24 protein-coding genes and 1 pseudogene are annotated in these 25,808 nt (G+C 60.6%); 15 read left to right on the forward strand and 10 right to left on the reverse strand.

Going from position 1 to position 25,808, the window contains the following annotated elements; all coding sequences use genetic code 11:
• Positions 1-94 precede the first annotated feature (94 nt).
• The 12 genes from J2X01_RS12700 (at position 95) to J2X01_RS12755 (ending at position 12,223) form a co-directional block, all read left to right on the forward strand.
• Entirely contained in the window at positions 95-1,312 is a 1,218-nt protein-coding gene (locus J2X01_RS12700) for a VOC family protein (protein ID WP_310057704.1), read from the forward strand.
• Positions 1,309-2,217 carry a fumarylacetoacetate hydrolase family protein gene (locus J2X01_RS12705; protein ID WP_310057706.1) on the forward strand — a complete coding sequence of 303 codons (909 nt, stop codon included), beginning with the start codon at positions 1,309-1,311 and terminating at the stop codon, positions 2,215-2,217. Before J2X01_RS12700 ends, J2X01_RS12705 begins: the two co-directional genes overlap by 4 nt.
• Positions 2,218-2,283: 66 nt before the next feature.
• Positions 2,284-3,636: a Rieske 2Fe-2S domain-containing protein gene (locus J2X01_RS12710; protein WP_310057708.1), complete on the forward strand. Its 1,353-nt coding sequence runs from the start codon at positions 2,284-2,286 to the stop codon at positions 3,634-3,636.
• Positions 3,623-3,997, forward strand: a complete 375-nt coding sequence (locus J2X01_RS12715) for a hypothetical protein (RefSeq protein ID WP_310057711.1) — start codon at positions 3,623-3,625, stop codon at positions 3,995-3,997. The genes J2X01_RS12710 and J2X01_RS12715 overlap by 14 nt, the downstream gene beginning before the upstream one ends.
• A complete protein-coding gene (ligA, locus tag J2X01_RS12720; protein ID WP_310057713.1) occupies positions 3,997-4,368 on the forward strand; it encodes a protocatechuate 4,5-dioxygenase subunit alpha in 372 nt (123 codons plus the stop codon). Before J2X01_RS12715 ends, ligA begins: the two co-directional genes overlap by 1 nt.
• Entirely contained in the window at positions 4,361-5,209 is an 849-nt protein-coding gene (locus J2X01_RS12725) for a class III extradiol dioxygenase family protein (protein ID WP_310057716.1), read from the forward strand. The genes ligA and J2X01_RS12725 overlap by 8 nt, the downstream gene beginning before the upstream one ends.
• A 120-nt stretch (positions 5,210-5,329) precedes the next feature.
• On the forward strand, positions 5,330-6,574 hold the full coding sequence (locus J2X01_RS12730) for an acyl-CoA dehydrogenase family protein (protein ID WP_310057720.1): 1,245 nt from the start codon (positions 5,330-5,332) through the stop codon (positions 6,572-6,574).
• Positions 6,575-6,807: 233 nt separating this feature from the next.
• Entirely contained in the window at positions 6,808-7,323 is a 516-nt protein-coding gene (locus tag J2X01_RS12735; RefSeq protein WP_310057722.1) for an HtaA domain-containing protein, read from the forward strand.
• A gap of 437 nt (positions 7,324-7,760) precedes the next feature.
• Positions 7,761-9,008 (forward strand): cytochrome P450, encoded by a 1,248-nt coding sequence (locus tag J2X01_RS12740; protein WP_310057725.1) that lies wholly within the window; start codon positions 7,761-7,763, stop codon positions 9,006-9,008.
• Positions 9,009-9,376: 368 nt separating this feature from the next.
• Positions 9,377-10,594 (forward strand): cytochrome P450, encoded by a 1,218-nt coding sequence (locus tag J2X01_RS12745; RefSeq protein ID WP_310057728.1) that lies wholly within the window; start codon positions 9,377-9,379, stop codon positions 10,592-10,594.
• Between the two features lie 111 nt (positions 10,595-10,705).
• Positions 10,706-11,950, forward strand: coding sequence for a multidrug effflux MFS transporter (locus J2X01_RS12750; RefSeq protein ID WP_310057731.1), 1,245 nt, complete (start codon positions 10,706-10,708; stop codon positions 11,948-11,950).
• A 96-nt stretch (positions 11,951-12,046) separates the two neighbouring features.
• Complete coding sequence (locus J2X01_RS12755; protein WP_310057733.1) at positions 12,047-12,223, forward strand: hypothetical protein; 177 nt, start codon at positions 12,047-12,049, stop codon at positions 12,221-12,223.
• 260 nt (positions 12,224-12,483) lie between these two features.
• Here J2X01_RS12755 and J2X01_RS12760 read toward each other — a convergent pair whose 3' ends face one another.
• The 10 genes and pseudogenes from J2X01_RS12760 to J2X01_RS12800 all read right to left on the reverse strand — a co-directional run bounded on the left by J2X01_RS12760 (position 12,484) and on the right by J2X01_RS12800 (position 22,058).
• Positions 12,484-12,702 (reverse strand): hypothetical protein, encoded by a 219-nt coding sequence (locus tag J2X01_RS12760; RefSeq protein ID WP_310057736.1) that lies wholly within the window; start codon positions 12,700-12,702, stop codon positions 12,484-12,486.
• A 29-nt stretch (positions 12,703-12,731) separates the two neighbouring features.
• Positions 12,732-12,875, reverse strand: a complete 144-nt coding sequence (locus J2X01_RS22030; protein WP_374724971.1) for an integrase core domain-containing protein — start codon at positions 12,873-12,875, stop codon at positions 12,732-12,734.
• Between the two features lie 523 nt (positions 12,876-13,398).
• On the reverse strand, positions 13,399-13,710 hold the full coding sequence (locus tag J2X01_RS12765) for a hypothetical protein (RefSeq protein ID WP_310057739.1): 312 nt from the start codon (positions 13,708-13,710) through the stop codon (positions 13,399-13,401).
• Between the two features lie 251 nt (positions 13,711-13,961).
• Complete coding sequence (locus J2X01_RS12770; RefSeq protein WP_310057743.1) at positions 13,962-14,987, reverse strand: ABC transporter substrate-binding protein; 1,026 nt, start codon at positions 14,985-14,987, stop codon at positions 13,962-13,964.
• Between the two features lie 123 nt (positions 14,988-15,110).
• Positions 15,111-16,355, reverse strand: coding sequence for an ABC transporter ATP-binding protein (locus J2X01_RS12775; protein ID WP_310057746.1), 1,245 nt, complete (start codon positions 16,353-16,355; stop codon positions 15,111-15,113).
• Positions 16,355-17,995 carry an ABC transporter permease gene (locus tag J2X01_RS12780; RefSeq protein WP_310057749.1) on the reverse strand — a complete coding sequence of 547 codons (1,641 nt, stop codon included), beginning with the start codon at positions 17,993-17,995 and terminating at the stop codon, positions 16,355-16,357. Before J2X01_RS12780 ends, J2X01_RS12775 begins: the two co-directional genes overlap by 1 nt.
• Before the next feature lie 785 nt (positions 17,996-18,780).
• Entirely contained in the window at positions 18,781-18,981 is a 201-nt protein-coding gene (locus J2X01_RS12785; RefSeq protein WP_310058088.1) for a hypothetical protein, read from the reverse strand.
• 91 nt (positions 18,982-19,072) lie between these two features.
• Positions 19,073-19,606 (reverse strand): annotated as a pseudogene (locus J2X01_RS12790) (MFS transporter); the annotation flags it as partial.
• A gap of 516 nt (positions 19,607-20,122) precedes the next feature.
• On the reverse strand, positions 20,123-20,644 hold the full coding sequence (locus tag J2X01_RS12795; protein ID WP_310057752.1) for a carboxymuconolactone decarboxylase family protein: 522 nt from the start codon (positions 20,642-20,644) through the stop codon (positions 20,123-20,125).
• Positions 20,645-20,684: 40 nt separating this feature from the next.
• Positions 20,685-22,058: an MFS transporter gene (locus tag J2X01_RS12800; protein WP_310057754.1), complete on the reverse strand. Its 1,374-nt coding sequence runs from the start codon at positions 22,056-22,058 to the stop codon at positions 20,685-20,687.
• A gap of 244 nt (positions 22,059-22,302) precedes the next feature.
• Here J2X01_RS12800 and J2X01_RS12805 point away from each other — a divergent pair, with 244 nt between their 5' ends.
• The 3 genes from J2X01_RS12805 to J2X01_RS12815 are packed head-to-tail and all read left to right on the forward strand — an operon-like array spanning position 22,303 to position 25,776.
• Positions 22,303-23,187, forward strand: a complete 885-nt coding sequence (locus tag J2X01_RS12805; protein ID WP_310057757.1) for a VOC family protein — start codon at positions 22,303-22,305, stop codon at positions 23,185-23,187.
• A gap of 31 nt (positions 23,188-23,218) precedes the next feature.
• Complete coding sequence (locus J2X01_RS12810; protein ID WP_310057761.1) at positions 23,219-24,172, forward strand: fumarylacetoacetate hydrolase family protein; 954 nt, start codon at positions 23,219-23,221, stop codon at positions 24,170-24,172.
• On the forward strand, positions 24,163-25,776 hold the full coding sequence (locus J2X01_RS12815; protein ID WP_310057763.1) for a bifunctional 3-(3-hydroxy-phenyl)propionate/3-hydroxycinnamic acid hydroxylase: 1,614 nt from the start codon (positions 24,163-24,165) through the stop codon (positions 25,774-25,776). Before J2X01_RS12810 ends, J2X01_RS12815 begins: the two co-directional genes overlap by 10 nt.
• Positions 25,777-25,808: the final 32 nt, after the last annotated feature.

A 25,808-nucleotide genomic window follows, 5' to 3' on the forward strand; every position in this document is an offset into this window, starting at 1 on the left:
CGTGAGGCAGCGACGCTCACGGCTCGTGCATCCCGCATGAGTGCGGTGGAATTGAACGCGCGTCGTGGTTACATCAGCAGAAGGGATGCGTGGAATGAAGCATGACGTCGGAGGCGTCCTCCTGGAGAGGCCGTTTCGAATCCGCCGCCTTGGTCACTTTGGTGTGAACTGTTACAACATCGAGGAGGCGTACAACTTCTATACTCGGCTTCTTGGGTTCAAACTCTCTGATGAGTTGCCGTTCGCCAAGATCCTGCCGCCGGAGAAGAAGCACATCGCCGAGGGTCCGGGTGGCACAGGGTACTTTCTCCGCTACGGCAGCGACCATCACTCGCTTGTCCTCTTCCCAAAGAAGGTGCGCGACAAGATGGGTGGTAGCGCCGCGACCCCTGAGGGCATCACCACAAACCAGATCACCTGGCAGGTCGGCAGCCTGCAGGAGGTCGTCGACGGACACTCCTGGTTCAAAGAGAACAAGCAGGAGATCATCCGCGCCGGCCGTGACATGCCCGGGTCCAACTGGCACGTATATCTTTTTGACACCGATTGGCATGTCAACGAGCTCTATTACGGAATCGAGCAGGTCGGCTGGAGTGGTCAGTCCAAGCCCGGTCCTATGCGAGAGCGCGGCTTCCACGTCGTTCCCGAACTGCCCCAGCAGTCAGAGCAGCAGGAAGTCGACGAGGCCATCGAAGCCGGCATTGATATCAGCAGCGGCCACCGATCGATTGACGCGTACGACGAAACATTTGTCGTTGACGGTGTGTATCTGCAGCGGCCGTTCCGTGTCACCGGTATTGGTCCAGTTCGCCTTTTCACCGCAGATGTCGATGCCATGGTCGGCTACTACCGGGATGTCATGGGTATGAAGGTCACCGAAGAGATCGAGTACCAGGGTCACCGGGCGGTATTCCTCCGGGTGAACACCGAGCACCACAGCATGGCAGTTTACGACATCGGGCTGCGCTCCCTGCTCGGTCTGCGCGAAGACACCTCATTGGTGAGCTTCGGCATGAAGGTTGCCAGCTACCGCCAGTTGCGCGACGCGGCGGAGTACCTGCGCGGGAAAGACGTTGAGTTCGTCGAACTCCCCGGTGAGTTGTTCCCGGGGATGTCTTACGCGACCCACGTGAAGGACCCGGATGGCCATGTTATCCAGCTCTACTTCGGCATGGAGCAGGTCGGCTGGGACGGCGCGCCGAATGAGAAGCGTCAAGTGACAGTCACCTCTGACCCCGCCACCTGGCCGGAAAGCATTGAAGAAGACGGATCTGTATTCAACGGCGAGGTATTCATGGGGCCATGGTCATGACCAACACTGTAAACTGGCGACTACTCTCGTACTCCGTGGACGGGAATGCTCCCCGCCCCGGCCTTCTCGTCAATGGCCAAGTCCTCGACATCGGGCGCGGCACGGAGGCCAACGCCGCATCCACCATGGATGTTCTCGAAAACTGGACCGCACTCCGTTCAACCCTTGACCGTCTCGCCGAGAGCATCCCCGCCGACGCGCCGGCCGTGGATGACGTGACCCTGCACGCACCGGTGCCCAAGCCCAGCGCGATTTTCTGCGCATCCTCTAACTACGGCGACCACGTTGCGGAGATGAGCGCGAAAACACTGGTCGACAAGTCCACCACCTGGGGGCCGTACGTCTTCCTTAAGACGCCGCACTCGGTCATGGACCCGGACACAGACGTCCGCCCGCCGGTGAATTCAGAGCAGCTCGACTGGGAAATCGAGCTTGGCGTCGTGATCGGCCCAGGGGGCAGTGGGATCGCTCCGGAGGATGCGTACAAGCACATCGCTGGCTACGTGATCCTCAACGACCTCTCGGCACGAGACCTGAGCCGCATGGGCGTCTTCATGCCATTCAACGTCGACACGCTCTCCTCGAAGAGCTTCGACACATCGCTGCCGATGGGGCCCTGGCTGACCCCGGCAGATGCCGTCGAGGACCCCATGGATCTCGACCTCAAGCTTTGGGTCGGTGAGGAGCTGATGCAGAACTCCTCGACGAAGTGGATGTATTACGACATCGCCGAGCAGGTCAGCTTTCTCTCCAGGTCGCTGACGCTTCGCCCGGGGGACATCATTGCCACGGGCACACCGGCCGGAGTCGGCAACCCCCGCGGCCGCTTCCTGAAGGACGGCGAGGTCGTCGTCGCCGAAATCGAAGGTCTCGGTCGACTGCGCAACACAATCCGAAACCGCTGAGTGCGATTCTTCACTTGACGAAAAAGTTTCAGCCAATGATGGCTGGCAGCAGAAGGGAATGACAACATGCTGACGAAGGAAGACACAAACTATCTGACGCAGACTGGCCCGGGCACGCCGATGGGCAATCTGTTCCGGCGTTACTGGCAGCCTGCGCTGCTCTCACAAGAGATCCCCGCTCCCGACTCCGCACCGGTGCGCGTGAAGATCCTTGGGGAGAACCTGGTCGCGATCCGCGCCACTGATGGCACCACGGCGCTCATCCAGGAGCGGTGCCCGCATCGCGGTGCAAGCCTGTTCTTCGGCCGCAACGAGGAACAGGGCATCCGCTGTGTCTACCACGGCTGGAAGTTCGGCACTGACGGCCAATGTGTGGATATGCCCAACGAACCCGCGGAAAGCGACTTTTTCCAAAAGGTCAAGGCCGTCGTATATCCGACCAAGGAGATGGGTGGAATCGTCTGGGCCTACCTTGGTGATGCCGAACACCAGCCCGAGCTCCCGAAGTTCGAGTGGGCGCAGGTGCCCGAGAGCCACCGCCACATGACGAAGGTTACGTTGGACTCCAACTACCTGCAGTCGGTCGAGGGTGACATCGACTCGAGCCACACTGCGTTCCTGCACGGTCAAGTCGGCAAAAACGATCTCGAGGTCTCCAGCAAGTTCTTCGACTCGAACAAGGCACTGCGCTACCTGTGGTCGCGCGACAAGGCCCCGAAATTCTTCGTCGTCGAAACTCCCCACGGCCTTACCATCGGTGCGCGCCGTGATGGCGGTCGCGATCACTACTACTGGCGCATCACGCAATGGGTCATCCCTTCAGTCTCGATGATCCCAGGTGAGGTGGGCGGCACGCAGCGCTGCAACTTCCGCGTTCCCATGGGCGATACGGACCACCAGTTCTACCGGATCGACTACATCCCTCAGCGTCCGCTTACACCGGAAGAGCGCTACGATTTCGAGCACGGCACGATCCACCCCGAGCTCAAGCCCGGCACCTCCCGTCCGGTGCGAGACCTGAGCAACGACTTCCTCATTGACCGCGCGCTGCAGAAGTCCGGCACGTACTCGGGCATCCGGGGCATCGTGGAGCAAGACTATGCGGTCACCTCCAGCATGGGGCTGATCTCAGATCGCAGCACCGAACAGCTCGGGACGAGCGATATGGGCGTCATCCGTGCGCGCCGTGTGATGATGCGCCTGGCGAAGCACCTGGAGTCGGGTGGGGAGATCGATGCGCACATGGACGGCGAGATCTTCTTCATGCGGTCGCCCGCGCTGCTCGTGGATAAGGACGTGCCGTTCGATGTCGGCGCCCGGCGCGCCATGGATGCCGAGGAGGAGTGGTCGCGAGACGTCGAGTGGGCGACGGTCATGCCCGTTTTGGAGGATGAAAATGTTCCCGGTGTCAACGCCTGAGGCGGCCGAGCAGGCCAAGTTCTCGCTTCGCGAGCTCCTCACGACCCCGTACATCACATACGTCGAGGCTGTCCCAAATGAAGACGGCGTATGGGTTCGGAAGGCAAGTTGTCCAGAGCTCGATGGATGCTTTGTCCTGGCACCCCGCGCATGGGACGCGATTCTCGGCCTTGAGCGGTTCCTGACTGAGTACCTGGTCGACCGCATCGCGAGCGGGAAGCCGGTTCCCCGCCCGCGGCACCGGGCCGTTGTGACCGACCTGAACGCAGAGGAGATGCTCGAACGCGCGGGCCGTGCCGAATGGATCCCTTCGTTAGATGATCCGGTGGCATCGCTGGACGGTGCTGGTCTGGGGTCCTGATGGCAGCGAACGAGCGTATCGACTTCTCAGAAATTCCAGGGACCTACGTCTTCGACGGTCGACGATCGAGGAAGGGGCTTGCTCTCAACCTGATGTCCGCAGCCCTCAACGATGCATCCGAGCGGGAAAAGTTCCGCACGGATGAGGAAGCCTTCATGGAGCAGTTCCGTCTCTCAGAGGACCACAGGGACGCAGTGCGTCGGCGCGACTGGCGGCGCATGGTCGAGCTCGGCGGGAACATCTATTTCGTCGTAAAGATAGCCGTGGCAGACGGCCGACACGTACCGGAGGTCGTGGCAGCAATGACCGGCCAGAGCGTCGAGGAGTACAAGGCGATGATGCAAGAGGGTGGGAGGAAGCCAAATGGCTGAGATTGTTGCAGGTATCGGAATCTCGCACGTGCCGGCACTGACGCCGTTCCTGGTAACCCAGGAGCAGCTCACGCCGGAGGAGCGGGGCAGTGGGGTGCAGGCTTTCTTCGACGCCGGCGAATGGCTGCGCGAGCAGAATCCCGATGTAGCGGTCCTGATCTACAACGATCACGGCGCTGAGATGTCGCTTGCGCTCGTTCCCACCTTCCTCGTCGGAGCCGCTGAGGAGTACCCTCCGGCGGACGAAGGTAACGGGATCGATTCCAGTATCCCGGAGTTCCCGGGTGACCCGGATCTCTCGTGGCACATCATCGACAACGTCGTACCCGCAGGTTTCGACCTCGCCGTCGGGCAGAAGATGGCGGTGGACCACGGTCTTTGGACCCCGATGCGCGCGCTCTTCGGCGGGCATCGGGAGCAATGGCCTGTCAAAGTGGTCCCGGTCGTAGTCAACGTCGTCCAGCAGCCGACGCCGACCGCCCGGCGCTGCTTCGAGCTGGGGCAGGCCATAGGGCAGGCCCTTCGCTCCTATCCCGAAGACACCCGCATCGCTGTCATCGGAACGGGGGGGATGTCCCACCAGCTTCAGGGGCCGCGGGCGGGCTACATCAACGAAGAGTTCGACCGCAGTTTTCTGTCGCGCATCGTCGAGGCACCCGAGGAGCTTGCCGACCTCACGAACGCCGAGTATGTCCACCTCGCAGGGTCGGAGGGTGCGGAACTCGTGATGTGGCTGGTGATGCGCGGGATCATGAACTCCGACGTGGACGAGGTGCTCAGCGGCTACCATGTCCCGGTCTCCAGCACCGGCGCCGGCGTAGTGGCGATGACCAACCGATGACCCGGCATGCGGGACGCATCGCCCCAAGAACACAGGACCCCCGGCCTGACGGCCATTCCGTCGGCTCCACGACTCGGCCGCTTGGCAGAGCCCGCAAGTTCATTGAGGAGAACGCGAATAATGAGCATCAAAACTGACACGGTCAACACCATTGTTGGACAGGAGATCCCCCGAGTGCTGGCCAGTCGCGAAGAGGCACTGGCCGCCGTAGCGGCTCTGTGTGAGAGGATCGCAGCGCGGGCGGAGCAGACGGAAAAGAATCGATCGGTTCCGGAGGAGACGATTCGTGAGCTGACCGATGCCGGTCTGTTCGGCATCGTCACCCCGCGGATGGGGGGCGGTTCCGAACTCGGCTTCGCCACGCTGCTGGAGGTACAGTCCGAGATCGCCAGCGCATGCGCGTCCACGGGGTGGGTGTACGGGGTTCTGGCCGGACACACCTGGCTGGTGGCATTGTTCTCGGAGAAGGCGCAGGCCGAGGTGTTCGCAGATCCGAGGGCGCTCGTCGCATCGCTCATCCGATTCGGGGGCGAAGCCCCTGAGCGGGTGGAGGGCGGCTTCCGCTGGCGTGGCGGTCGAGGACGCTTTTGCAGCGGCATCGACCACTCGCAGTGGGTTCTGCTGGGCGGCACTGTCACCGAAGACGACGGCACCGCGGAGCAGTGGTATCTCCTCGTGCATCGGTCCGAGGTTGAGATCGTCGACGACTGGCACGCGGTAGGCCTGAAGGGCACTGGAAGCAAGTCGATCGTCATCAAGGATGCTTTCATCCCCGAGCACCGCGCGGTCCGTTTCGCCGACCTCGGCGCAGGCCGGGCCCCGGGTGCCGAACTGCACATGGGCGGACTGTACCGCCTAGCGTACGATTCGGTGTGGCCACTCTCGCTCGCGGGGGCCGTCATCGGTGCCGCCCGTGGCGCGCTGGAAGAGTTCACCGCAGCCACCTCACGACGTCTTGAGTCGCTGCCTCCACTCCTGCAGGCCTCCAACGGCCCAGCTCTTGCGCGCCTGGCGAAGGCCGCCGCACAAATCGACGCCATGGCTGGTCTGCTGCGCAGTGATGCGCTCCAGTCCGACAACGCGTCTGAAGGAACCGTGTATACCCCGCTGGATAAGGCGCGGCGCAGCCGGAACCTCGCCTTCGCTGCCCAGCAGTTGCGAGCGTCCGTCAATGATTTGTATGAATCCGCCGGCGGAAGCGGCGTCTACACGTCGGCAGCCATACAACGGTGGTGGCGGGATGTGAACGCTGCGGCATCCCACGTGGCATTCACCTGGGATCTGGCGTCCGTCGCCTACGGGCGACAGGCAACCGGCATCGGGGCCTTGTCTGGAGCCGGCACGGGCCCCGCGGTGCGCAGCTGATCGAGCTTTGAGTATGACAACCGTGGACTGCGACAGCACACGAAGGCACGGCAGCGCCGGCGGCCAAGTTTCAGGCCCAGTCAAGCCTAGGCCTTTGGCTTGCAAGTCCAGACGGAAAATCGCCTTAAGGCACCAAGCAAGCCAGTTAGACCTTGGGTCACACCCGGGTCACCGGTCACAATCCAGGGTCATCAGGCTTCGAATACCATCCTCACAATCAGTTTAGGAGCGCCATGAACCCCGACCCAACTCCGAGCCACTCAAGCGACGATACCGGTCCCGGCGGCTACGGAATCACCTGGGGTGTGCGAGGGAGCTTCATCGCCTACATTCAGGGACTCGGCGACGGGTCCATCCGGTTCAGCGACGGGGCAAACTTCGACTCTAACGGCGCGATCCATTTCCCGTTCGCTGCGCTGTCCGCGGGTGAGCGCAATAATGAGCGGTGGATCCGCTGCTCCGGCGGGGTGCTGTTCCAGGGGCACTTCGGTATGCTCAGTGTCCCATTGCTTAACCTCGCAATCCGAGTCACAGAGGACGGTGCGACCCTGTGCGCCGAGCAGGAGAGTGGCTCGTATTTTCCGATCGGCGAGGTAGACCTCGCCAACCCCGAGGTTTCAGACGCGGGTGTGCTGTGGCGCGACGCGGCCGTAACTTTGAACGAGCCAGGATCGCGCTTCTTCGGCTCGAACTATTCCGAAGGCACCGTGATGGATCCGTTATGCATCCGGGTTCCTCCATTCCAGTGAACCGCGAAGCGCCCGGACCGGAAACACGTCCAGTCCTGGCGAGGTGAAGAACCATCGGTGACCGACTTGGTCGTTGCCGTAACCGGCGCCGCCATGCAGGTCCTCGTTTATTCGCTGGAATCATCGATGCGGGCGCCGGGGCACGGGAAATCACGGCCGCTGAACGGCTGAACTATGTCTCAAGGAACAGCGGATCGCGTAGTTTGTCGCCAACTGAGGCTCTGTGGGCATACGGCGACGAGCTTGTTCGCGCGCCTGGGCGGGGCGCGCGCCGGCTGGTGCTCAGCGTGCCTCGCGAAGCCGGCGATTTGTAACCCCGGAATAAGTAGTGCACACATGCACTAAACCATGGACAAGTAGCGCATACATGCAATATGCTCAAGTCGCATGTGCAGTGCCGTAAATGCTAGTAAGTGCTCGTACCTCGAAGGAGAGGAATGGCTGTGAATCAAAGCGTGACAGTCGACGGAAAAAAATCGACCAGTGAGGTCAATCTCGGAGACCCTGATTTCTGGCTCCAAGAAGACTTCCATGAAAAGCTTGCGGAGTTGCGAGAAGCGTCCCCGATATCTTGGCATCAGCATTCTGAGGCAGGAGCAGGGTTCTGGTCTCTCCTTGACTATGAGGATATCGCAGCGGCAAGCAGCAATTGGCAGTCATTCTCGAGCAAGTACGGCGCAAAGGTCTATCACGATCCAGGATCCCGGCTGCGCACAGGTACTGGTGCGCTGATCGAACTGGATCCGCCCGAGCACACTGCAAACCGTCGTCGAGTCAACCCTGGCTTCATGCCTCGGCAGGTGCGAAAGCTTGAAGGTCTCCTTGAAGAAAAAGTGCAGCAGATCCTTCATCGCTTCAGCGATGGAGACGAAATCGATTTCCTGAAAGAGGTTGCGCAGGTCTTGCCTGTGGAGATGGTCTCAGATCTACTGGGAGTCTCGCAAAAAGATCGCTCTTGGCTCGTTGAGTTGGCGAATGTTGGTCGCGCTGAACACGACCCTGAGCTTGCAAGCAGCCCAGAGGCCGTCGAATCGGCCATCCTGGACCTGCGTCGGTATGGGGTGGAGTTGGCTGCGTATAAGCGGGCTCACCCCGAGGACGATCTAATGTCGATCATAGCGAACTCGCGCGGCGACGACGGCGAATACTTATCGGATGAGGAAGTTGCCGGCTACTTCGCGCAGATGATCAGTGCGGGAAGCGGAACAACGAAGGCAGCGATCGCGCACGGGATGCTGGCATTCTCCAGGTTCCCCGAGCAGCGCCGAATCTTCCTTGAGGATCCGGTTGGCTGGGCGACCACCATGCCTGACGAGGTCGTCAGGTGGGCTAGCCCGATCAAGCACATGAGTCGGGTCGTTCAGCGTGACACCGAACTCCGGGGCGTGCAGATGAAAGTGGGAGATAAGGTCGCGTATTGGTACATCTCGGTAAATCGCGATCCCCGACTCTTTCAGGATCCGTTTACCTTTGACGTGACGCGTGATCCTAACCCTCACATGAGCTTTGGTGGAGGCGGTCCCCACTTCTGCATGGGTTCGGCTCTCGCTCGACGGGAGATCTGGATCTTATTTCAGCAGCTACTCAGCCGATTCCCGGAGTCTGAGGTGATTTCGACCCCTGTCCCGGAGCGATCATTGCAGTCGAACGGACTCAAAAATGTCATCGTCCGGTTGTCTAAATAGCTCGAGTATATTTTGCTCCGCGCTATCATGAAGCGCATTGTTGCGCTACTTGGTAATCGCAGGTAGCGTGGGAACCCTCGAGTAGGTCTGCTACGTCGAGGAATGGCGACGGGTTTACTCTAGCCCGGTGCTGGGCGGCGATTGGTTTGTCTGAACGCAGACAAAGAGGTCGAAAATGACAAGACTACCGTCCACAGTCGCAGCCGGCGCTGCCGTGCTTCTCGCACCTACCTCGAGGGGTTCGTGAAGCGTAAGGGCAAGGCGCTCTGAACACGCTCCTGAGCCATCCGGGTGCTCTGATCTCAGAGGCCCAATCCTCCATCTTGAAAGTTCCTTCTCACCCAACAAAAGCCTGCGGAGGCATACCGATGACAATCCAAGAAACAGTAACGCTCGAATCCGAGTTCGACCCGATGGCTCCGGAATTCACGGCTGACCAGCACAAGGCGCTGAAGGAGCTGCGCGAGAATAACCCTGTGGCGTATTCTTCACAGTTCGGCGGCTTCTGGTCGCTGTTCCGACGTGCTGACGTCGTCCAGGCGGCGCGCAACCATGGAGAGCTCATCAACTCGGTGCTGCATGTCATCCCCGCTGGCCTTGCCGGTAACTCCCGCCCGCTCATGCACTCGGATGAACCGGAGCACACGCTCTATAAGGACGTGATCCAGAAGGTGCTGGGCAACGACGACCTGCGCGATCGTGTTGTTGGAGAGGTCCGGAACCGCGCCAAGGAGCTTATTGCCGCGATGGTCGAGCGCGGCTCGGGCGATCTCGTGACCGACTTCGATGATCCGCTGATGGGTTTCGCCATCACCTCGATCTTCAACATCGATGAGGTCACCGGTGACGAAATGGACCTGATCATCCGCGATTACGTCATCGGTGGTCAGGTGCGCGAGGCCGAGAAGATGCAGGCTGCAAGCGCGAAGCTCGAAGGAATCGCTTGGAACCTGCTGGCCGATCGGCGGGAGAACCCGCGCGACCCGGCCACGGACTTGGCCACGGCGCTGGTGCAGGCACAGGGTGCCGGAATCCTGGTCGAGGAGGAGAAGATCATGGGCGCGCAGCGCCAGCCGCTGGTTGTAGTGTGGCTCGCGACCTCGCACACCTTGAGTAACATCTTCCGTCGTCTGCTCACCGACCACGGCCTGCATCAGACCCTCCGCGCTAACCCCGAGCTCGTCGAAACTTCGGTGGATGAGTTTCTCCGGATGGACCAGCCGCAGATCGGTTTCGCCCGGTCATCGACCGTCGATCTCGAGTTCGGCGGGCGCACGATCCCCGCCGGCTCCCCGGTCGCGCTCGTGTTCCCGGCGGCGAACCGGGACCCCGAGGCGTTCGAGGACCCAGAGACCTTTAAGATCGGTCGCTCGCCCAACCCGCACCTCGCGTTCAGTCACGGCGTCCACGGCTGCCCCGGGAAGGGTATCGCTAAGGGTTTGGTTGCGGTGGCGATCGAGGAGCTGATCACTGGAACCGGCGGGTTCGAGCTGACGATCCCAGTCGAGGAGATCCCGAACGAGCACTGGCCGTTCCGCGCCTCGCTGTCACTTCCGGTCTCGGTCAAGGCGCCCGCGAGTGCATGAGGCTGACCAGGCCTGATGACACCGCTTCGTGGCCTGAGCACGACGATGGCTCGTAGGCAGAGGGGCGAGAGTCACGGTTTGGGGCGTGGAGGGTACGCCCTCCTCGCCGCCATGACCGCGCTCTCGCCCCTTACGAATGTCTTCATCCTGCCCGGACTGCCGGAGATTGCCGCGGACCTCGGCACGAGCCTCGCCGCGGCGCAGTTCGCGCTCTCTGTCGGGTTCGCCGGGCTCGCGGTGGGCCTGCTGGTGGCAGGACCGCTGAGTGACGCCTATGGGCGCCGCGTCCTTATGACCGTTGGCCTGCTGCTGTACGTCGCGACCACGCTGCTATGCGCGTTTGCACCGGATATCACGATCCTGATCGTGGGTCGCTTCCTGCAGGGCGCAACCGGGGGGTCGGTGTGGGTCATCGCCCGCGCCATCGTTCGCGACGTCTTCCACGCGCGCGCAACGGCGCGGGCATTCTCGCAGCTCGCGATGATCACAGGAGTCGCTCCCGTCATCGCGCCGGTGATCGCGGGACAAATCCTCCTCTTCACCGACTGGCGGGGCCTGCTCTTTACCCTGGCTGTCCTCGGCGGGTCGGTCGCGGTCCTCGCGTTCGCGTTCATGCGCGAGACGCTGCCGCCCGAACGTCGTCACCGGGCCGGAGCGGTCGGTCGGGTGCGAATGCTGACGGGGTTGCTCAGCGCTCCATTCTTCCGCACCTTCCTTGCGCTGGGCATCGTACAGTCGGCGACGTACTTCACCTTCCTGATCATGAGCCCGTTCGTGTTCTATGGGGATTACGGGTTCAACGCGCAGATGTTCGCCGTGCTGTTCGCGGGAGCCGCGCTCAGCATGGTGATCGGTAACCAGTTGAATGTGCTGTTGCTCCGGCGATGGCCGCCGGACACACTGCTTCGGCTGCTGCTATTGATGTCGAGCGTCGGTGCCGCGGCCTTCCTCGGGGCGACCTTGCTAGCTGCCCCACTTCCGGTGGTGATCGGCACGATGCTGCTGATCACGCTGACCACGGGGGCATCGAACTCCAACATCACCGCCCTGGGACTTGCGCCATACGGCCATATTGCTGGGTCCGCCGCAGCACTGCTCGGAGCGTGCCAGTTCACTGTCGGCGCCCTCGTGCCACCGCTGGTCTCGCTCATCGGCGTCGGGGGCGTCACGATGGGGATTACGATGCTGATCAGCGCGATGGTCGCGTGGCTTATCGCGGTGGCGACCCGTTCGCGGCTCAGCCCGGTATTCGCTGAGGCGATGGCCGCGGACTTCGGTACCGTCGGGGAGGATAGTGCCGAGGCCGGGGTCCTAGACACAAACCAGCCCGACAACATCCAGTTAAAGGAATCTTGACATTGCAGGGGGAGGAGTCCATCCCAGACTCCCTCTTGACGTACTGAAAGCACTTCCAAAAGGACCAAGACATTGAACAACCTGAAGGACAGATCTATGACCACCACGTCATCCGGCCTGGCCCTCACGGACACCGCCACCTACGGAGGCGCTGGAAAAGAACCGTTCGCGCACTCATCGCGGGACGAGTCTCACAAAAGGAGCCAGACAGAGATGCTCCAACTTGCCGTCATGATCAGTCGCCGGGTTGCACCTGGAGGCGTCATCGAGTGACCCGGCCCGAAGCTCCGATGACCTGGCCGCCCTCGCCTGGAAGATGTTGAGGCCACCATCATTGGACTGACGGAGGTACGCGTCGAAGACATCATCAAAGCCTTTTAACCCCAAACACATTGAGCGTGCAGTGTGAACAGCAAAGGAGAAAGACAATGTTCAAACGCCGAGTTCCTGCCAATAGTCCTGCTCTGAAGGTTTTCCGATCACAATTAATCAATCCGATCCACTGTACGGAAGAAGCACCGGATACCCGACACCTATTCAACATTGACGAGCTCGCAGCATCCCCCTGGATTGGCATTTACTACAGGCACGAGTTCTTGCTGCACCACAGCCATCAACTGCTGGAGCAGGTACAGCCGACGTTCCGACATGCCAAAACCAAGGAAACGGCGGCGACTCACTGAGTCCTCAGTTTTATGAAAACGGATCTTTGAGGCAACCCAGGTCGAATCCTGCATCGTCCCGGGAATCATGCCGCCTGTTTGTTGGCGGCGTCATCGGGCTAGCGGGCCGGTTTGTAGATCATAATATGTTTGCTCTGTTCCTCTGGCGTCTGGTGATCCAGGGCGGAATGCAAGCGTTCGTTGTTGTACCAGTGAACCCATTCGAAGACGATCTCCATCATGTCCGTTTCGGTCTTCAGCACAGGGCGGCGCGGACCGGTGAATCCTTCGCGACGGCCTCGTTCTTGAACATCCCCATCACGGTCTCAGCGGCTGCATTGTCATAAGCATCACCCACGCTGCCACGGACGGCTGCAGTCCCTCCAGGGCCAGGGTGTCGGTGTATCGGATCGAGGTGTACTGGCTTCCAGCGCATCTGAATGGTGAATCAGTCGCGCCGGTGCCGGTCGGCCAGTGTGTTCGCACCACCACAGGGCCATTCTCAGGCAGTGGTCGACGAACGCGTTGCCGTGACGGTGGAGATTTCCCAGCCGACGATCGCCCGGGAGTACAGGGTCGATGACCAGGGCGACGTAGACGAATCCGGAATAGACCGGGACGTAGGTGAAATCAGTCACCCAGATCTGGTTCGGGGCCGGGGCGGTGAAGTCCCGATTCCACGCCTGGTGGTTCGTGCGGCGACCTGCACGCCCTGCCCCCGCAGGACGGCACAGATCGACTCGAGCGCATAACCCTCAGCCTGCATTTCGTCGATGAAACGACAGATCAGCGGCGGCGAGGGTCGATCTCCCTCGCGAAGAAAATCGAAGCCTGCTTGAGGATCTCGTTGGACGCCGTCACGTCCCGCACCTCAGCCCGGAGCCGGTCGATCTCCTCCAGCTCGTCACTGCTCGATCTGGCCTTCTCACCGGCATCGACCTGAGCCCCGACAACCCAGCGTCGCAGCGATTCAGGACCGACCCCGAGCTTCGGCGCCCGCGCCTTGCAAGCGGTATAAACAGACGGATATTGGGACAACCGATCCAAGCTCATGCGTACTGCACGGTCACGGACTTCGGGCAGAAACTGCTTGAGCATAATCACTATCCTTCTCACAGAAGGTGCGGCATGACTCACGTTTTGTGCGACACAAACGCCGCTTAGGGCAGACTTCCAGGCTGCTCCGAGCACATGTGCATCGGACTTGCGGGGCAGGGCGGGTCGGCCCACAGGAAAGTCCGTAACCACGTGGGACGAGGAATGGCGAGGACCTCCTAACGAGAAAGCGGAAAGCCTTTCACGGTTCCACTCCACGTCCGGAGATCCTCGCCTGCGACCGGAGCCAGAGGCTAGCTAAGCAGTTTCTCAGCCAGCGTGGTCATCCGCTTCACTGCGGCAGCTCCGGCCGACGTCCCAGCACGCACCGGATAGCTATCCAGATTCTCGAAGTCGACGGTCGGTGCGCCGGCGGGACCGGGCTCGACTCCAAGCAAACGAGTGGTCGCGTCAGCGCGCACCATGTCGACGTAACTCTTTTGGCCGTCTTCGCTCAGGAACCAAGCCAGGAACACTCTGGTCGCGTTCGGGTGAGGCGCGTTCTTGAGAATGCTCGTGCCCCAGGACAGAAGGTAGTTACCGTAGTCGTCGAGTACTTCGTAGTCGATCTTCACGCCAGTCTTCTTGAGCTCGTTGATCGTGCGTGCGTCAGGGCCGATCGCGATTGAGCACCGGCCGGTGGCAAACCACTCCGACGTTGTCGCGATGCTGTCGGTCAGCAGGACTTTCTGGTTTTTCAGCAGGTCGGTAACGAACTTTTCTCCGTATTTCTCTGATTCGAGGAACCAGGCCAGGCCCATCGTCGCCTGGTTGGGCATGCGGGGATCGTTGACACAGATCTTCCCGCGCCACTTCGCGTCGAGAAGATCTGCCGGCGAGCTAATGTCTTTTTCCGGGATTTCGTCACGATTGACATAGATCGCCGTGCCGAGGAGATATTCGTTGATGAAGGAGCGGTGATCGTTGGGATCTGAAAAATGGCTGAACCCTCCTGCCCACCGAGCGTCTGCAGTCAAATCGGCCGGAAGGTCTGCGAAGATTTCGTCCGCCGGTGCGAGCCTGTCGGGGTGGAGCCCGGCGTAGGTGTTGGTAAGCGGACCCACCATCGCATCCCACAAGTAGGCACCGTTGTCCTGTTCTGTCACAACTCGTGGCACGAACGAATCAGGGGAAATTGACGTGACTTGGAGGTCAATGGTCGGGAGCTGCTTGTTCGCGTACTCGGCCCATGCTGCGAATCCGGGGATCGACATCACGCTCAACGTGAGCGTTCCTTCCTCAGCGGCGAGCTTTTCGATCTCCTCCCACGTGGCTCCCACAGCGGGGGGGTCACCGGCTGAGGCCCCCCCGGGGTTAGCGGTCAATCCACCGCCGCACCCGGAAAGGACGAGCGCTAGGCCGGCGGCGGCTCCTATGATTGTGGAAATCTTGGTTCTCATGGCTTAGCTCTCTTCTCTTGTGATGGTTGCCTTTGGGGCCGATGACGTCTTTGTAGCATCGGCCGGCCAGACTCTCACGTGTACTTCGGGTAATTCGATAACAATCCGGTCGCCTTCGACGTGGCGTTCCTCCAGCGGTGCGAACACCCGGGCCTTTTGGCCACGGGCGGTGACTATTTGGAGTTCTCGCCGGTCGCCGAGGAAAAGTGCGGCGGTGACCTTTACCCGGATTTGGTTGACGGCCAGCGGTTCATTGAGGCGATCGGCTGGCTCGCGTGTGACGGCCGCCTGTTCTGGCCGGATGGAAATCTCGCAGGCGTCACCGATGTTGAGAGGGCGCCCGGAACCCTCCTCGATGCCGTGGATGATGGTGCCGGCTTCGGTGAGGCGGCAACTCGTACGATTGCCGGTTTTCTCGACAACTTCGCCGCGGAACACGAGCGTCTGCCCCAGGAAATCTCGGGCAGCAGGGCTTGACGGGTGGTTGTAGAGCTCTTCTGGCCCTGCGGACTGGAGCACACGTCCTTGACGCATCAGGACAATGCGGTCCGACATGCTCAATGCTTCCTGCTGGTCATGGGTAACGAAGAGCACAGCGATCCCAATCTCGCGCTGGATGGCCTTTACCTCGCTACGCATCTCGTCGCGAAGACGCGCATCGAGGTTGCTGAAGGGCTCGTCGAGGAGGAGCAGTCCCGGGCGGTAGACGAGCGCTCGTGCCAAGGCGACACGCTGCTGCTGTCCACCGCTTAGCTTGGTTGAGGGACGGTCGTGGAAGTCTTCCAGCCCCACGAGGGCGAGGACTTCGTCCACGGCCTCAGCGATGCGGGGTTTCTTCCATTTGCGCAGATGCAGCGGATAGCTGACGTTTTCTGCCACCGTCATATGCGGCCACACGGCATAGCTCTGGAAAACCATTCCCATATCGCGCTTGTTGGACGGCACACTTACCGTCTCTGATTCGACGACGCGACCCTGGTAAGTAATGGTTCCGCCATTGGCTCGTTCAAGGCCCATGACTGTGCGCAGGGTGGTGCTCTTCCCACACCCGCTTGGCCCCAGTAGCGTGACGATTTCACCAGGATGGATGGAAAAGTCGACGCCGTCGACGGCCACTACGGTATCCCCGTAAGTCCTTCGGAGTCCGCTCACGGTCAGGACCGCTTCCGTATCCCGCTGGAGTGCCGCGGACGTGCCAGCAGCAGGGATGCTCCGGCCGTCCTCAGTGCTTATGGCGTTGACGCTCATCACATTCCTTTCGCTTGGTAACCGAACATGCGGGCAATGGCCGCCACCCCTACGCTCATCAGTAGGAGGAACACGCCGACGACGGCGGCGCCGGAGAGATTGCCATCGGCCATCTGGCTCAACTGCAGCACAGAAAGTGGCTGGTTCTTCCCAGTCGAGAGCAGCACCAGCAACCCGGTAGTCCGGGCCGCTGCAGTGAAGGCCAGCACACCGACGACGATGACCGATGGGCCCACGATTGGTAGCACGACCTTTCGGAACGTATACAGCCAGCCAGCACCAACGCTGCTGGACGCCTCCTCCAACTCAGTGCCGATCTGCGTAATGCTGCCCTTGAGCATCTGCACCGAGAGCGTCATCACCCCCAGCGCGGTGACGACGAGCAGGAGCGTGAGCGTGCCGTACAGGGGCCGAAGGAATGGTACACGTAAGAAGAACACGACGTAGGCGAGTCCGAGAACTACGCCTGGAAGCAGGGACGGCAACCAGACCATAAAGTCCAGACCGGCGCGGCCGCGGAATCGCTGCCGAACCAGCAGGTACGCGATTGCCGAGAAGACCACCATCGCCAGGATGGCAGTGCCCACCGAGATGACCATGGAGTTGAAGAATGCAGGGCCGAACGTCGGCCCCGTGACGACCTTCGTCCAGTGGTCAAGCGTCCAAGGATCAGCGATTCCGAAGAAGCCGAAAAATTTCATGAAGCTTCCCATGACAAGCATCGCGATCGGCAAAACGGTCATGGTGAGCACGATTGCGCAGACGATCACGAACGCTGGCCATTTTGCTCTCCCGAGCGGCCGGATGTCGCTACGGAACTTCCCGCTCACCGTCGCGAAGCTGTTCTTCTCGCTGTACCACCGCTGCATGAGAACGACCGGAATCATGACGAGCAGGGCGAAGACGGCAATCACTGCTGCTCCGCCGTAATCGGGCGGGTTGGAGCGTACCGTGCGATAGAGCATGGTGCTGATAACGTCGATGCGCGCCGGCAGGCCCAGGATCAACTCGACTTCGAAGGCCTCGAGACCACGAATGAGGCCGAGTACCACCGTCACGAGCACTGTAGGCGCTATGAGGCGGGCGGTGATCTTCCACATCGTTCGTAGGTCGGATGCACCCGTGGACCGGGATGCTTCCTCATAGGTTGAGTCGAGGTTCCGGAGCAAGGGCGTCAACAGCATCACCTTAATGGGCAATGTGCTTGAGAGCAGCTGCACCCAGACGATGCCCCACCACGAGTAAATGTTGAACGGTCCTTCCCCGAGTCCAAGGGCGGTCCAGAACGAGTTAGCGAACCCGGTTTTCGGATCAAAGACGAGAATCCACGACAACGTGACCGTGAGACTGGGTAGGAAGACCGCAATCCAGAAACCGTACTCCAGCACCTGCGCACCCGGAATGTTTGTTCGCGCCAACAGCCACGCGATACCGATTCCCAGCACCGTTCCGATCAGCTGGCGGACGAAGGACAGCGTGAACGTGTTCCAGAGAGCCTCTCCAAATCCCGGACGGGCGAAAGTGCGTTGCCAATTTTCGAGCGTGAAACCACCCTCGCCCTCAAGACTCATGCCGATGACGAGGAGCACAGGAATCACCGTAAAGAACACCATGATCGCGAGCAGCACCACGATGAGCACGGAGGCAGTGCGGCTCCGTTGGCGCCGCGCGAAAATCCTACCGCGGGACTTACCGGGAGAGTTGGATGTAACATCCGGCTCTGAAAGGTCGACCAGACTCATCGAGTGACACCTTGCATGCGGAGCTTCAATCCGGCCAGGAGCTCTTGGCCGTTTTTCACGGAGACAGTTCGCACTGGGCACGCGTTGAGTGCGCTTGGAACCACCGCAGCGGCAGCTAGAGGAAAGCGCTTCTTCATAATATGACCTCTTTGTCTGAATGCCTCGCTGAACCAGCGAGCTCGCGTTTACTGCTTTTCTTAGGGGCAAAGTATTGTTCCGATTCGTTACCGAAATGCCCCGGGGCGGCGCGCCACGTTTACGGTACACAAAGCATCACATTAGTGCAATAGTGCGCTTCTAAAGGCTTGCTAAGCCATACCTTGGCCACCGGAACGATCAGCTCACCGTCCGGCAGCCTGAGCCGCTGGGGTAGGGCGGCCCAATATACTCAACCGATATATCGTGATATATCAATACCTTACATAATCACGGTTATCGGCGTAATAAAATCCTCAGAGGCGCGGGGAGACAGTCCGGGCGGCGCCACTATTGAGACCTGAGGATGCGCTATCCCGTCAGGAGGTGCGGGCTGCAGTCTTGCTGGATAACGCGCTCCTAAGCTGCGTGCGGAAGGTCAGCGGGCTATTCCGGCTGATTGCGATTACGGAGAGGATGCCTGTCAGCAAGACGGCGGTGCCGCCGACGGCGACGGCCCCGCGGACGCCGAATTCCGTTCCGACCCATCACATCAGCGTCGCCCCGAAGGCGGTCCCGCCCTGGAAGAAGGCGAGGTAGAGGGCAAGCACACGGCCACGGAACTGTTGGTCCACGGAAGAGTTGGATGCTGGTGTTGCAGCGTTGAGGGAGGTGATGGAGGCCAAGCCTGCCGGAACCAGGATCGCCGCGCAGAGCCAAAACGACGGCGAGATGGTGGGAAAGTTCATGCCGAACGCGCTGAGGATCCCACCATGACAAGAATAAGGACCAGATCCGGGCGCTGCCGCACAAACCCAGGCCATCGGCCATCTGGTGCTTGCTTCGGGTTGCCGCAACGGCCGGAGTCAGCTCGGACGTGCGGATCCGCCACAATGAGAGTAGTACTGCCGCGAAGCTGGCTGCGTTGAGGAGGGAGACTGGTTCGGTGCCGACCCAGGCAATGAGCACGCCAGCGATGGCGCGTCCGGCGAGCCGGCCGGTGTTGAACGAGGCGGAGTTTAAGGACACGGCATTGGCAACGTGTTCCTGTCCCACCAGTTCCGAGACGAAGGCCTGGCGGACCGGCCCGTCAATGGCACTGGCCAGTCCCAGGCACAGCGCGGCTGCATAGACCTGGCAGAGCTGTGCCGATCCGGTCACCGCCAGAAGTCCCACCGCCAGCCCGTAGAGGCCCATGGCTGCCTGCGTCCACAACAGGGTCATACGTTTCCGGAAGCGGTCCGCGAGGACTCCCGCGTAGGGGCCAAGGTGCAGCATCAGGAGGAACTGCAGTCCGGTGGTGTTGCCCATGGCGGTGCCGGAGTGGTTGGTGAGGACTGTCAGGACGAGCCAGTCCTGCGCCACCCTCTGCATCCAGGTCCCGTGTTGGAGACCAGCGCCCCTCCTGCCCACAACCGGTTGCGGTTATCGTGCGACCGGAACTTCGAGCTCAATTGCTGCATGATGTGCGCGGCGCGGTTGGCCGACGATATTAACATACCGCCGCCGGATTCGGGGGCCGTGCGAACGCGGCCTTTCAGGACCACGAATCTGGCGGCGTCGGTTGTACGACCCTCATCCAAGGGATGCTCCGTCGCGACCACCACAAGGAAACCCTCGGCATTTGAGGTACGAAGAACGACCGCAGCGGCCGGTACTGTCTGAGCCGCTCACCTCGCCCATGGCCGTTGCCGCCTACACCCGCGACAAGCTTCCACCGGACGAACAGACCCCGTTTGGAGTGGTTTCGGAAACGGGTCCATCTCACTTCACACCGCCAGGGTGATCACGCCACTTGAATATGGGTAATTGGGCACGAGCATCAGCTCGGGGCTGCTGCGTCATAGCTCTAGGAGGCAGCAGCCCCGCGCAGTGGATTGCTGTTTCAGCTCAAGAGTCAGCACGGAACACTCGAAGCTGCAATGCCAGGGTTGAGTAGTACCCGACGAGCGCTATCAGTTCGAAGACCGTGCGGGCTCCAAGTGATTCCTTGGCGGCTTTCCAGTGGGCTTCGTCAAGGTCACCGTTTAGCAGTGCCGTGACTGTTTGGCCTACCTGTGATTCATACGGATCAAACAGTGTCATGTCTTCCCGCCGAATGGCAATAAGTTCATCCTCGTTGAACCCTAATGCCTGAGCAATGGCCTCATGCGATTCTTGTTCGAAGTTGGATCGGAGACGTGCCGCGACGGTGAGGATTGCCAGCTCACGCGCTCGGTCCGAGAGATCAATCTGATAACGCAGCGTCGAGCCTAAAGCCTGAAGAGCGGTGCCTACTTTTGGCGATAACAGGAAGTCGCCGAACGGACCGGTAAGACGTCCATGGCCGTCTGTGAGAGCGAAGTGCTGCCGTGCTTGTGCTCTGGGGCCCTGAGTGATGAGTTCGTATAACTCTTTCTCGTCTTGACTCATCTCTTCAGGTCGGAGACTCCTGGTACGTCGCGACTCCATCTCAGGCCCTGACTTTGTTCAGGGAGCTGCCAGATGGGTCCTCCGCTTCGACGCCCAGGGGCAGTCCGGTGCGATCGCGTACCAGGAGTGTGGCGATCAGGGACACTGCAACCATCGATTCGAGATAGACCGTCACCGCTACAGTCGACCCAGTGGCCTGGACCAGGGCCTGCGCGATCGTTGGGGCAAAGGCGCCACCGATGATGGCCCCCAGAGCATAGGCGATGGAAACTCCGGAAAAACGGACCGTGGCAGGGAAAATTTCTGTGTAGTGAGCGGACAACGGGCCAATGACAATTCCCAGTCCTACTGTCACAAGCGTCAGTCCAATAAATAGGCTCATCGCTGAGGCCATATTGACGAGTGGGAAGAGGGCGAGTAGCGCTGCTGCAAGCAAAATCCAGCCGATCACCATTGTGTTGCACCGGCCAAGTTTGTCGGAGAGGTGACCGCCGATGATCGTGAAGATGAGCCACGAAACGGCCGAGGCTGTCACGACCCACAGGACCTCTCCTGATTGGAGTCCGACCGGGCCCTTAGGATCCGTGGCATATCGTTGGATGTAGCCTCCGGTGGTCATGTATCCCGCGGCCTGGCTTGCAGCGGGGATCAAAGCTGCCAGCAACACGAGACGCCAATGCTTCTTGAACAGCTGAATTATCGGTGCGTTGGCCTCTTTCTTGCGTTCAGCCAGTTCGCTGAACACAGGGCTTTCGTCCACGCTGCGACGAATGTAGTAGCCGATAAGAATCAGTACCACGGACAGGATGAACGGGACTCGCCAGCCCCACTCGAGGAAGGCGCTGCCCGGGGCGATCCAGGTCATTATTGCCAGCACCCCGGAAGAAAGCAACAGTCCCAGGGGAACTCCGACTTGGGGCGACGCGCCGTAAATGCCACGCCGATTAGCGGGAGCGTGTTCAACAGCCAGGAGTGCCGCGCCGCCCCATTCGCCTCCCGCAGAGATTCCTTGGAGTATTCGCAAGAAGACCAAAAGCGTGGGGGCCACCAATCCGATGGAGTCATAAGTGGGCAGAAGGCCAATCAAGGCAGTCGAGGCACCCATGAGAACAAGCGTGACCATCAGGACGACGCGTCGTCCGTAGCGGTCGCCAAAGTGTCCAGCCAGAAAGGCGCCAAGTGGCCGGAACAAGAAGCTGATTCCGACAGTCATAAACGCCAGCACCGGTGCCATGGTGTCTCCGGCCGGCTCGAAGTAGATCTTGGTGAAGATGAGGCCGGCAGCAGTTGCGTAAAGGAAGAAGTCGTACCACTCGATGGTGGTCCCGGCCATAGTAGCGAAGACGACTCGGCGGCGTTCGCGGGTGCTGCTGCGCACCTCCGGGCTAATCGCCGGTGATGTTGTTTCCGACATGCGTGTGTCCTTTCGAGTGGGCGAACTTGTGAAAAGAAAAAGTTCCGCAAAGCAGAATTGTTCTGCTGACTGGAATATCGACACGCTATATCATTGTGAGCTGGGCCACAAGATCTTGTTCTTCCTGACGTCAGGGCTTGCCTTGGAGGAAAGTCGAGTGCTAGCGTCCGGAGTAACGTCCACTTGGCAGAACACGTTCCGCCAAGCGGAACAGTAAATATTCTTTGTAGAGAGCGGAGCAACAATGTCTTGGGGCGCAATTTCTGAAATGGGACCGGTCTCGATCCGAACCTCCAACCTTGAACAGTCGGTCTTCGACGCTACGCAGATTCTCGGCCTGCACGAGACCCGGCGTACAGGTGGCGTCTCCTACCTGGCCGCGGCGAATGTGCACCATGAGCTGGCTTACGTCGAGTCGGACGTGGACGGCCTGGAAGCGCTGGGTGTCATCGCTGCCGACGGCGATGCGCTCAAGGACGTTCGCCGGCGGGTGGAGGACGAAGGCTTTCGGGTGGTAGCTGAGAAGCCCACAGGCGAAGGTGTCGAGGATGGCTTCACTTTCATCGGTCCGGAAGGTTTCGCCTTCGAGGTCTCCTTGGGTCTTCAGAAGGAGGCTCCAACTCCCAAGGGTTTTGGCCCCAACCGATATGGCCACTTCAACTTCCATCCACAGGACCATTTCGGCATGGTGAAGTTCCTGACCAAGGTCCTCGATTTCCGGGTTTCGGACGTAATTGGCACTGGAGGGTCGAAAGGCTTCTTCCTGCGCTGCAACACCGAGCATCACGGGATAGCCGTGTTGCAGGGCCGAGGCACCTTCCATCACCACGCGTGGGAAGTTCAGAGCGTGAGCGAGCTGACGAAAGTGGGTGATCGACTGCATGCTCTGGGCAGGGATCTCCTCTGGGGTCCCGTGCGACACGGTGCGGGCAACAACATTGCATGCTACTACCAGGAACACTCCGGCAACGTGGTCGAGCTCTATACCGACATCGAACAGATCTACGACGACAACCGCGAACCGGTGGTGTGGGAAGACGGAGAAGTGTGGTGGAACCAGTGGAACGACTACGTCCCCGAGGGATTCCGCGCCCTGGGCCTGGCCCCGACCGCTTCCAAGTACCGCTAGAGCTTGCAGTCAACGAAAGGAATGATGCGTCATGAAGTTTGTGCGCTTTGCGGGTGAAGAGGGCAGCGCTCAGGTTGGCGTGGTCCAGAGCGACGTCTACCGCGTCATCGAGGGTCATGATGATCTGCTCGGATTGATTCAGCAGGGCGACGAGGTACTCCGGCGGGCTGGCGAACAGGCCATGAAGACCGGTGCCATAGTGTCCCCCTCCACGGTTCGCAATCTCTCCCCGATCGCTACCCCACCGACCTTCCGTGACTTCTATGCATTTGAGCAGCACGTCAAGGCCGGCAGGGAGTCCCGCGGACTGGAAATGGATCCACTGTGGTACAAAATCCCGGTCTTCTATTTCTCCAACCCGTACAACTTCCTTGGTGAAGGCGAAATCCCAATGACTCCAGGCTCACGCCGCTTCGACTTCGAACTCGAAGTCGCAGCTGTCGTCGGCCGGGGTGGACGGGACCTGACTGCGGAGCAGGGCGAAGACAGCATCATTGGATATGCCATCCTCTGCGATTGGAGCGGCCGCGACATCCAGCACGAAGAGATGCGCCTTTCCATGGGTCCAGTCAAAGGCAAGGACACCGCCACCTCCCTCGGGCCCTGGTTCGTAACAAAGGACGAGTTGGAGCCGCATCGAACCGAGAGAGGTTTCGATCGGGCAATGTCACTGAAGGTCAACGGGACCGAGTATGCCCGATCCAACTGGGCTGACATCTATTACTCCTTTGGAGAGATGGTGTCCTATGCGAGCCGCGGGACCGAGGTGCGTCCGGGCGATGTCATCGGATCAGGCACGTGCGGTACCGGCTGCATCCTTGAGTTGAGCCGCACCCACGGAGAGGATAAGTTTGCCTGGCTGAAGGCCGGCGACGAGGTGCTCATCGAGATCGAAGGCCTGGGAACCCAACGCACGACGATTTCCCCTAGCCCGGAGCCGGCCTCATTTCGGCATCATGGACGGGTGCAGGCCTCATGGACGTAGCCAAGACTTACGACGTAGCCATTGTCGGCTACGGCCCAGTGGGGCAAGCACTGGCTACGTTATTGGGGCGCCAGGGTCTGTCAGTGCTGGTGCTGGAAAAACGGGCCGTGCTATATCCCCTACCTCGGGCATGCCATCTGGACCATGAGGCGATGCGAATCCTGCAGGCGATGGGCATATCTGAAGAGATCGACGCCGCAATGGTTCCCGCCCGCGAGTATCTGTTGCTCCGCTCAGACATGAGTGTTTTGTCGAATTTGCCACGCAATTGGGAGACTCCAAGCGGTTGGGAAGCCTCCTACCACTTCTACCAACCCGAAATCGAAGGAATCTTTGACGACACGGCCAGGTCGACTCCCGGCGTAACCGTTCACCAGTCGACCGCTGCCCGCACCGTAACTGATCTAGGGGACCGTGTGGCTTTGACGGTCGAAGGCCAAGATGAGCCGATCATCGCCCGGTACGTCATTGGCGCCGACGGCGCCAACAGCCTTGTCCGTGAGCAAATCGGGATCGCACGCGAAGATCTGGGCTTCGAAGCGACTTGGGTAGTCGTGGATGTGGAGATGAAGGAGGGGTCCGAGGCCCCCAACGTGCCCGACACCGGTCAAATTCTGGACCCCTTGCAGCCTTCGCATATGGCCTGGCTCGGCGGTGGCCACTACCGCTGGGAGTTCATGATCGTCGATGGCTGTGATCCCGTTGAGGCTGCCCGGCCGGAAAACGTTTGGCCGAAGCTGGAACGGTGGCTCACCGAAGACACTGCAACCGTTCTTAGATCCACGGCCTATACCTTTCGATCTTTGGTGGCCACGACGTTCAATCGATCGCGCGTGCTGCTGGCGGGTGACGCTGCCCATCTGATGCCGCCGTTTATGGGCCAGGGAATGGTCAGCGGGCTCCGAGACGCCGTCACCCTTTCCTGGATCCTGACCATGGTTCTAAAAGGCACGGCACCGATGGAGTTTCTGAACGCGTACACCGAGAGTCGGAAGCCCCACGTCACGGAGTACATCACCGAATCCGTCCGGGTTGGCCAGATGGTTTGCGAGACGGATCCAGTCAAAGCATCCGAAAGGGACCGGAAACTCGAGACACGAACTGAGAGCAGCCCGCCGTTCCAACCGCGGCTGGGAGGCGGTTTCGTGGACGGTCCACTGGGGGGCCGCTTGGCCGTCCAGCCGAGGATTTCCAGCCGGGGGGGCGCCCTACTGGACGACGTGCTTGGTCATTCTTTTGCGCTGCTGACTTTGTCGCCGGATCTGCACGCGGATCTGTCGCCCACAGCGGGGGCCCGCCTGAAGCAATTAGGCGTATCAGTTGCAGCTATCGTCACTACAACGCCAGTTGAGGAAGTTACAGGAGTTCCGATCCTAGTGGAACAAGGTGACCGGTTCGGTGCCTGGTTAGGTGCCGTGCGGGGCGACTGGGTTCTCGTCCGTCCGGACGGATATGTGTTCGACGCCGGTGCTGGAACTCGGTCTCTGGAAGAGTCGATTGACACGCTGCACGCCTATGTCACGGTATGTTCGTCTCGGTTGTCTGAGAACGACGACGCCGCCCGCGGACGCATGGCACCATCGGGGGTCACCGTTGGTTCCTAGCGGGAGCAGGGACTCCCATCCCTTGTCCACGC

Source organism: Arthrobacter ginsengisoli (genome assembly GCF_031456935.1).
GTDB lineage: Bacteria > Actinomycetota > Actinomycetes > Actinomycetales > Micrococcaceae > Arthrobacter > Arthrobacter ginsengisoli.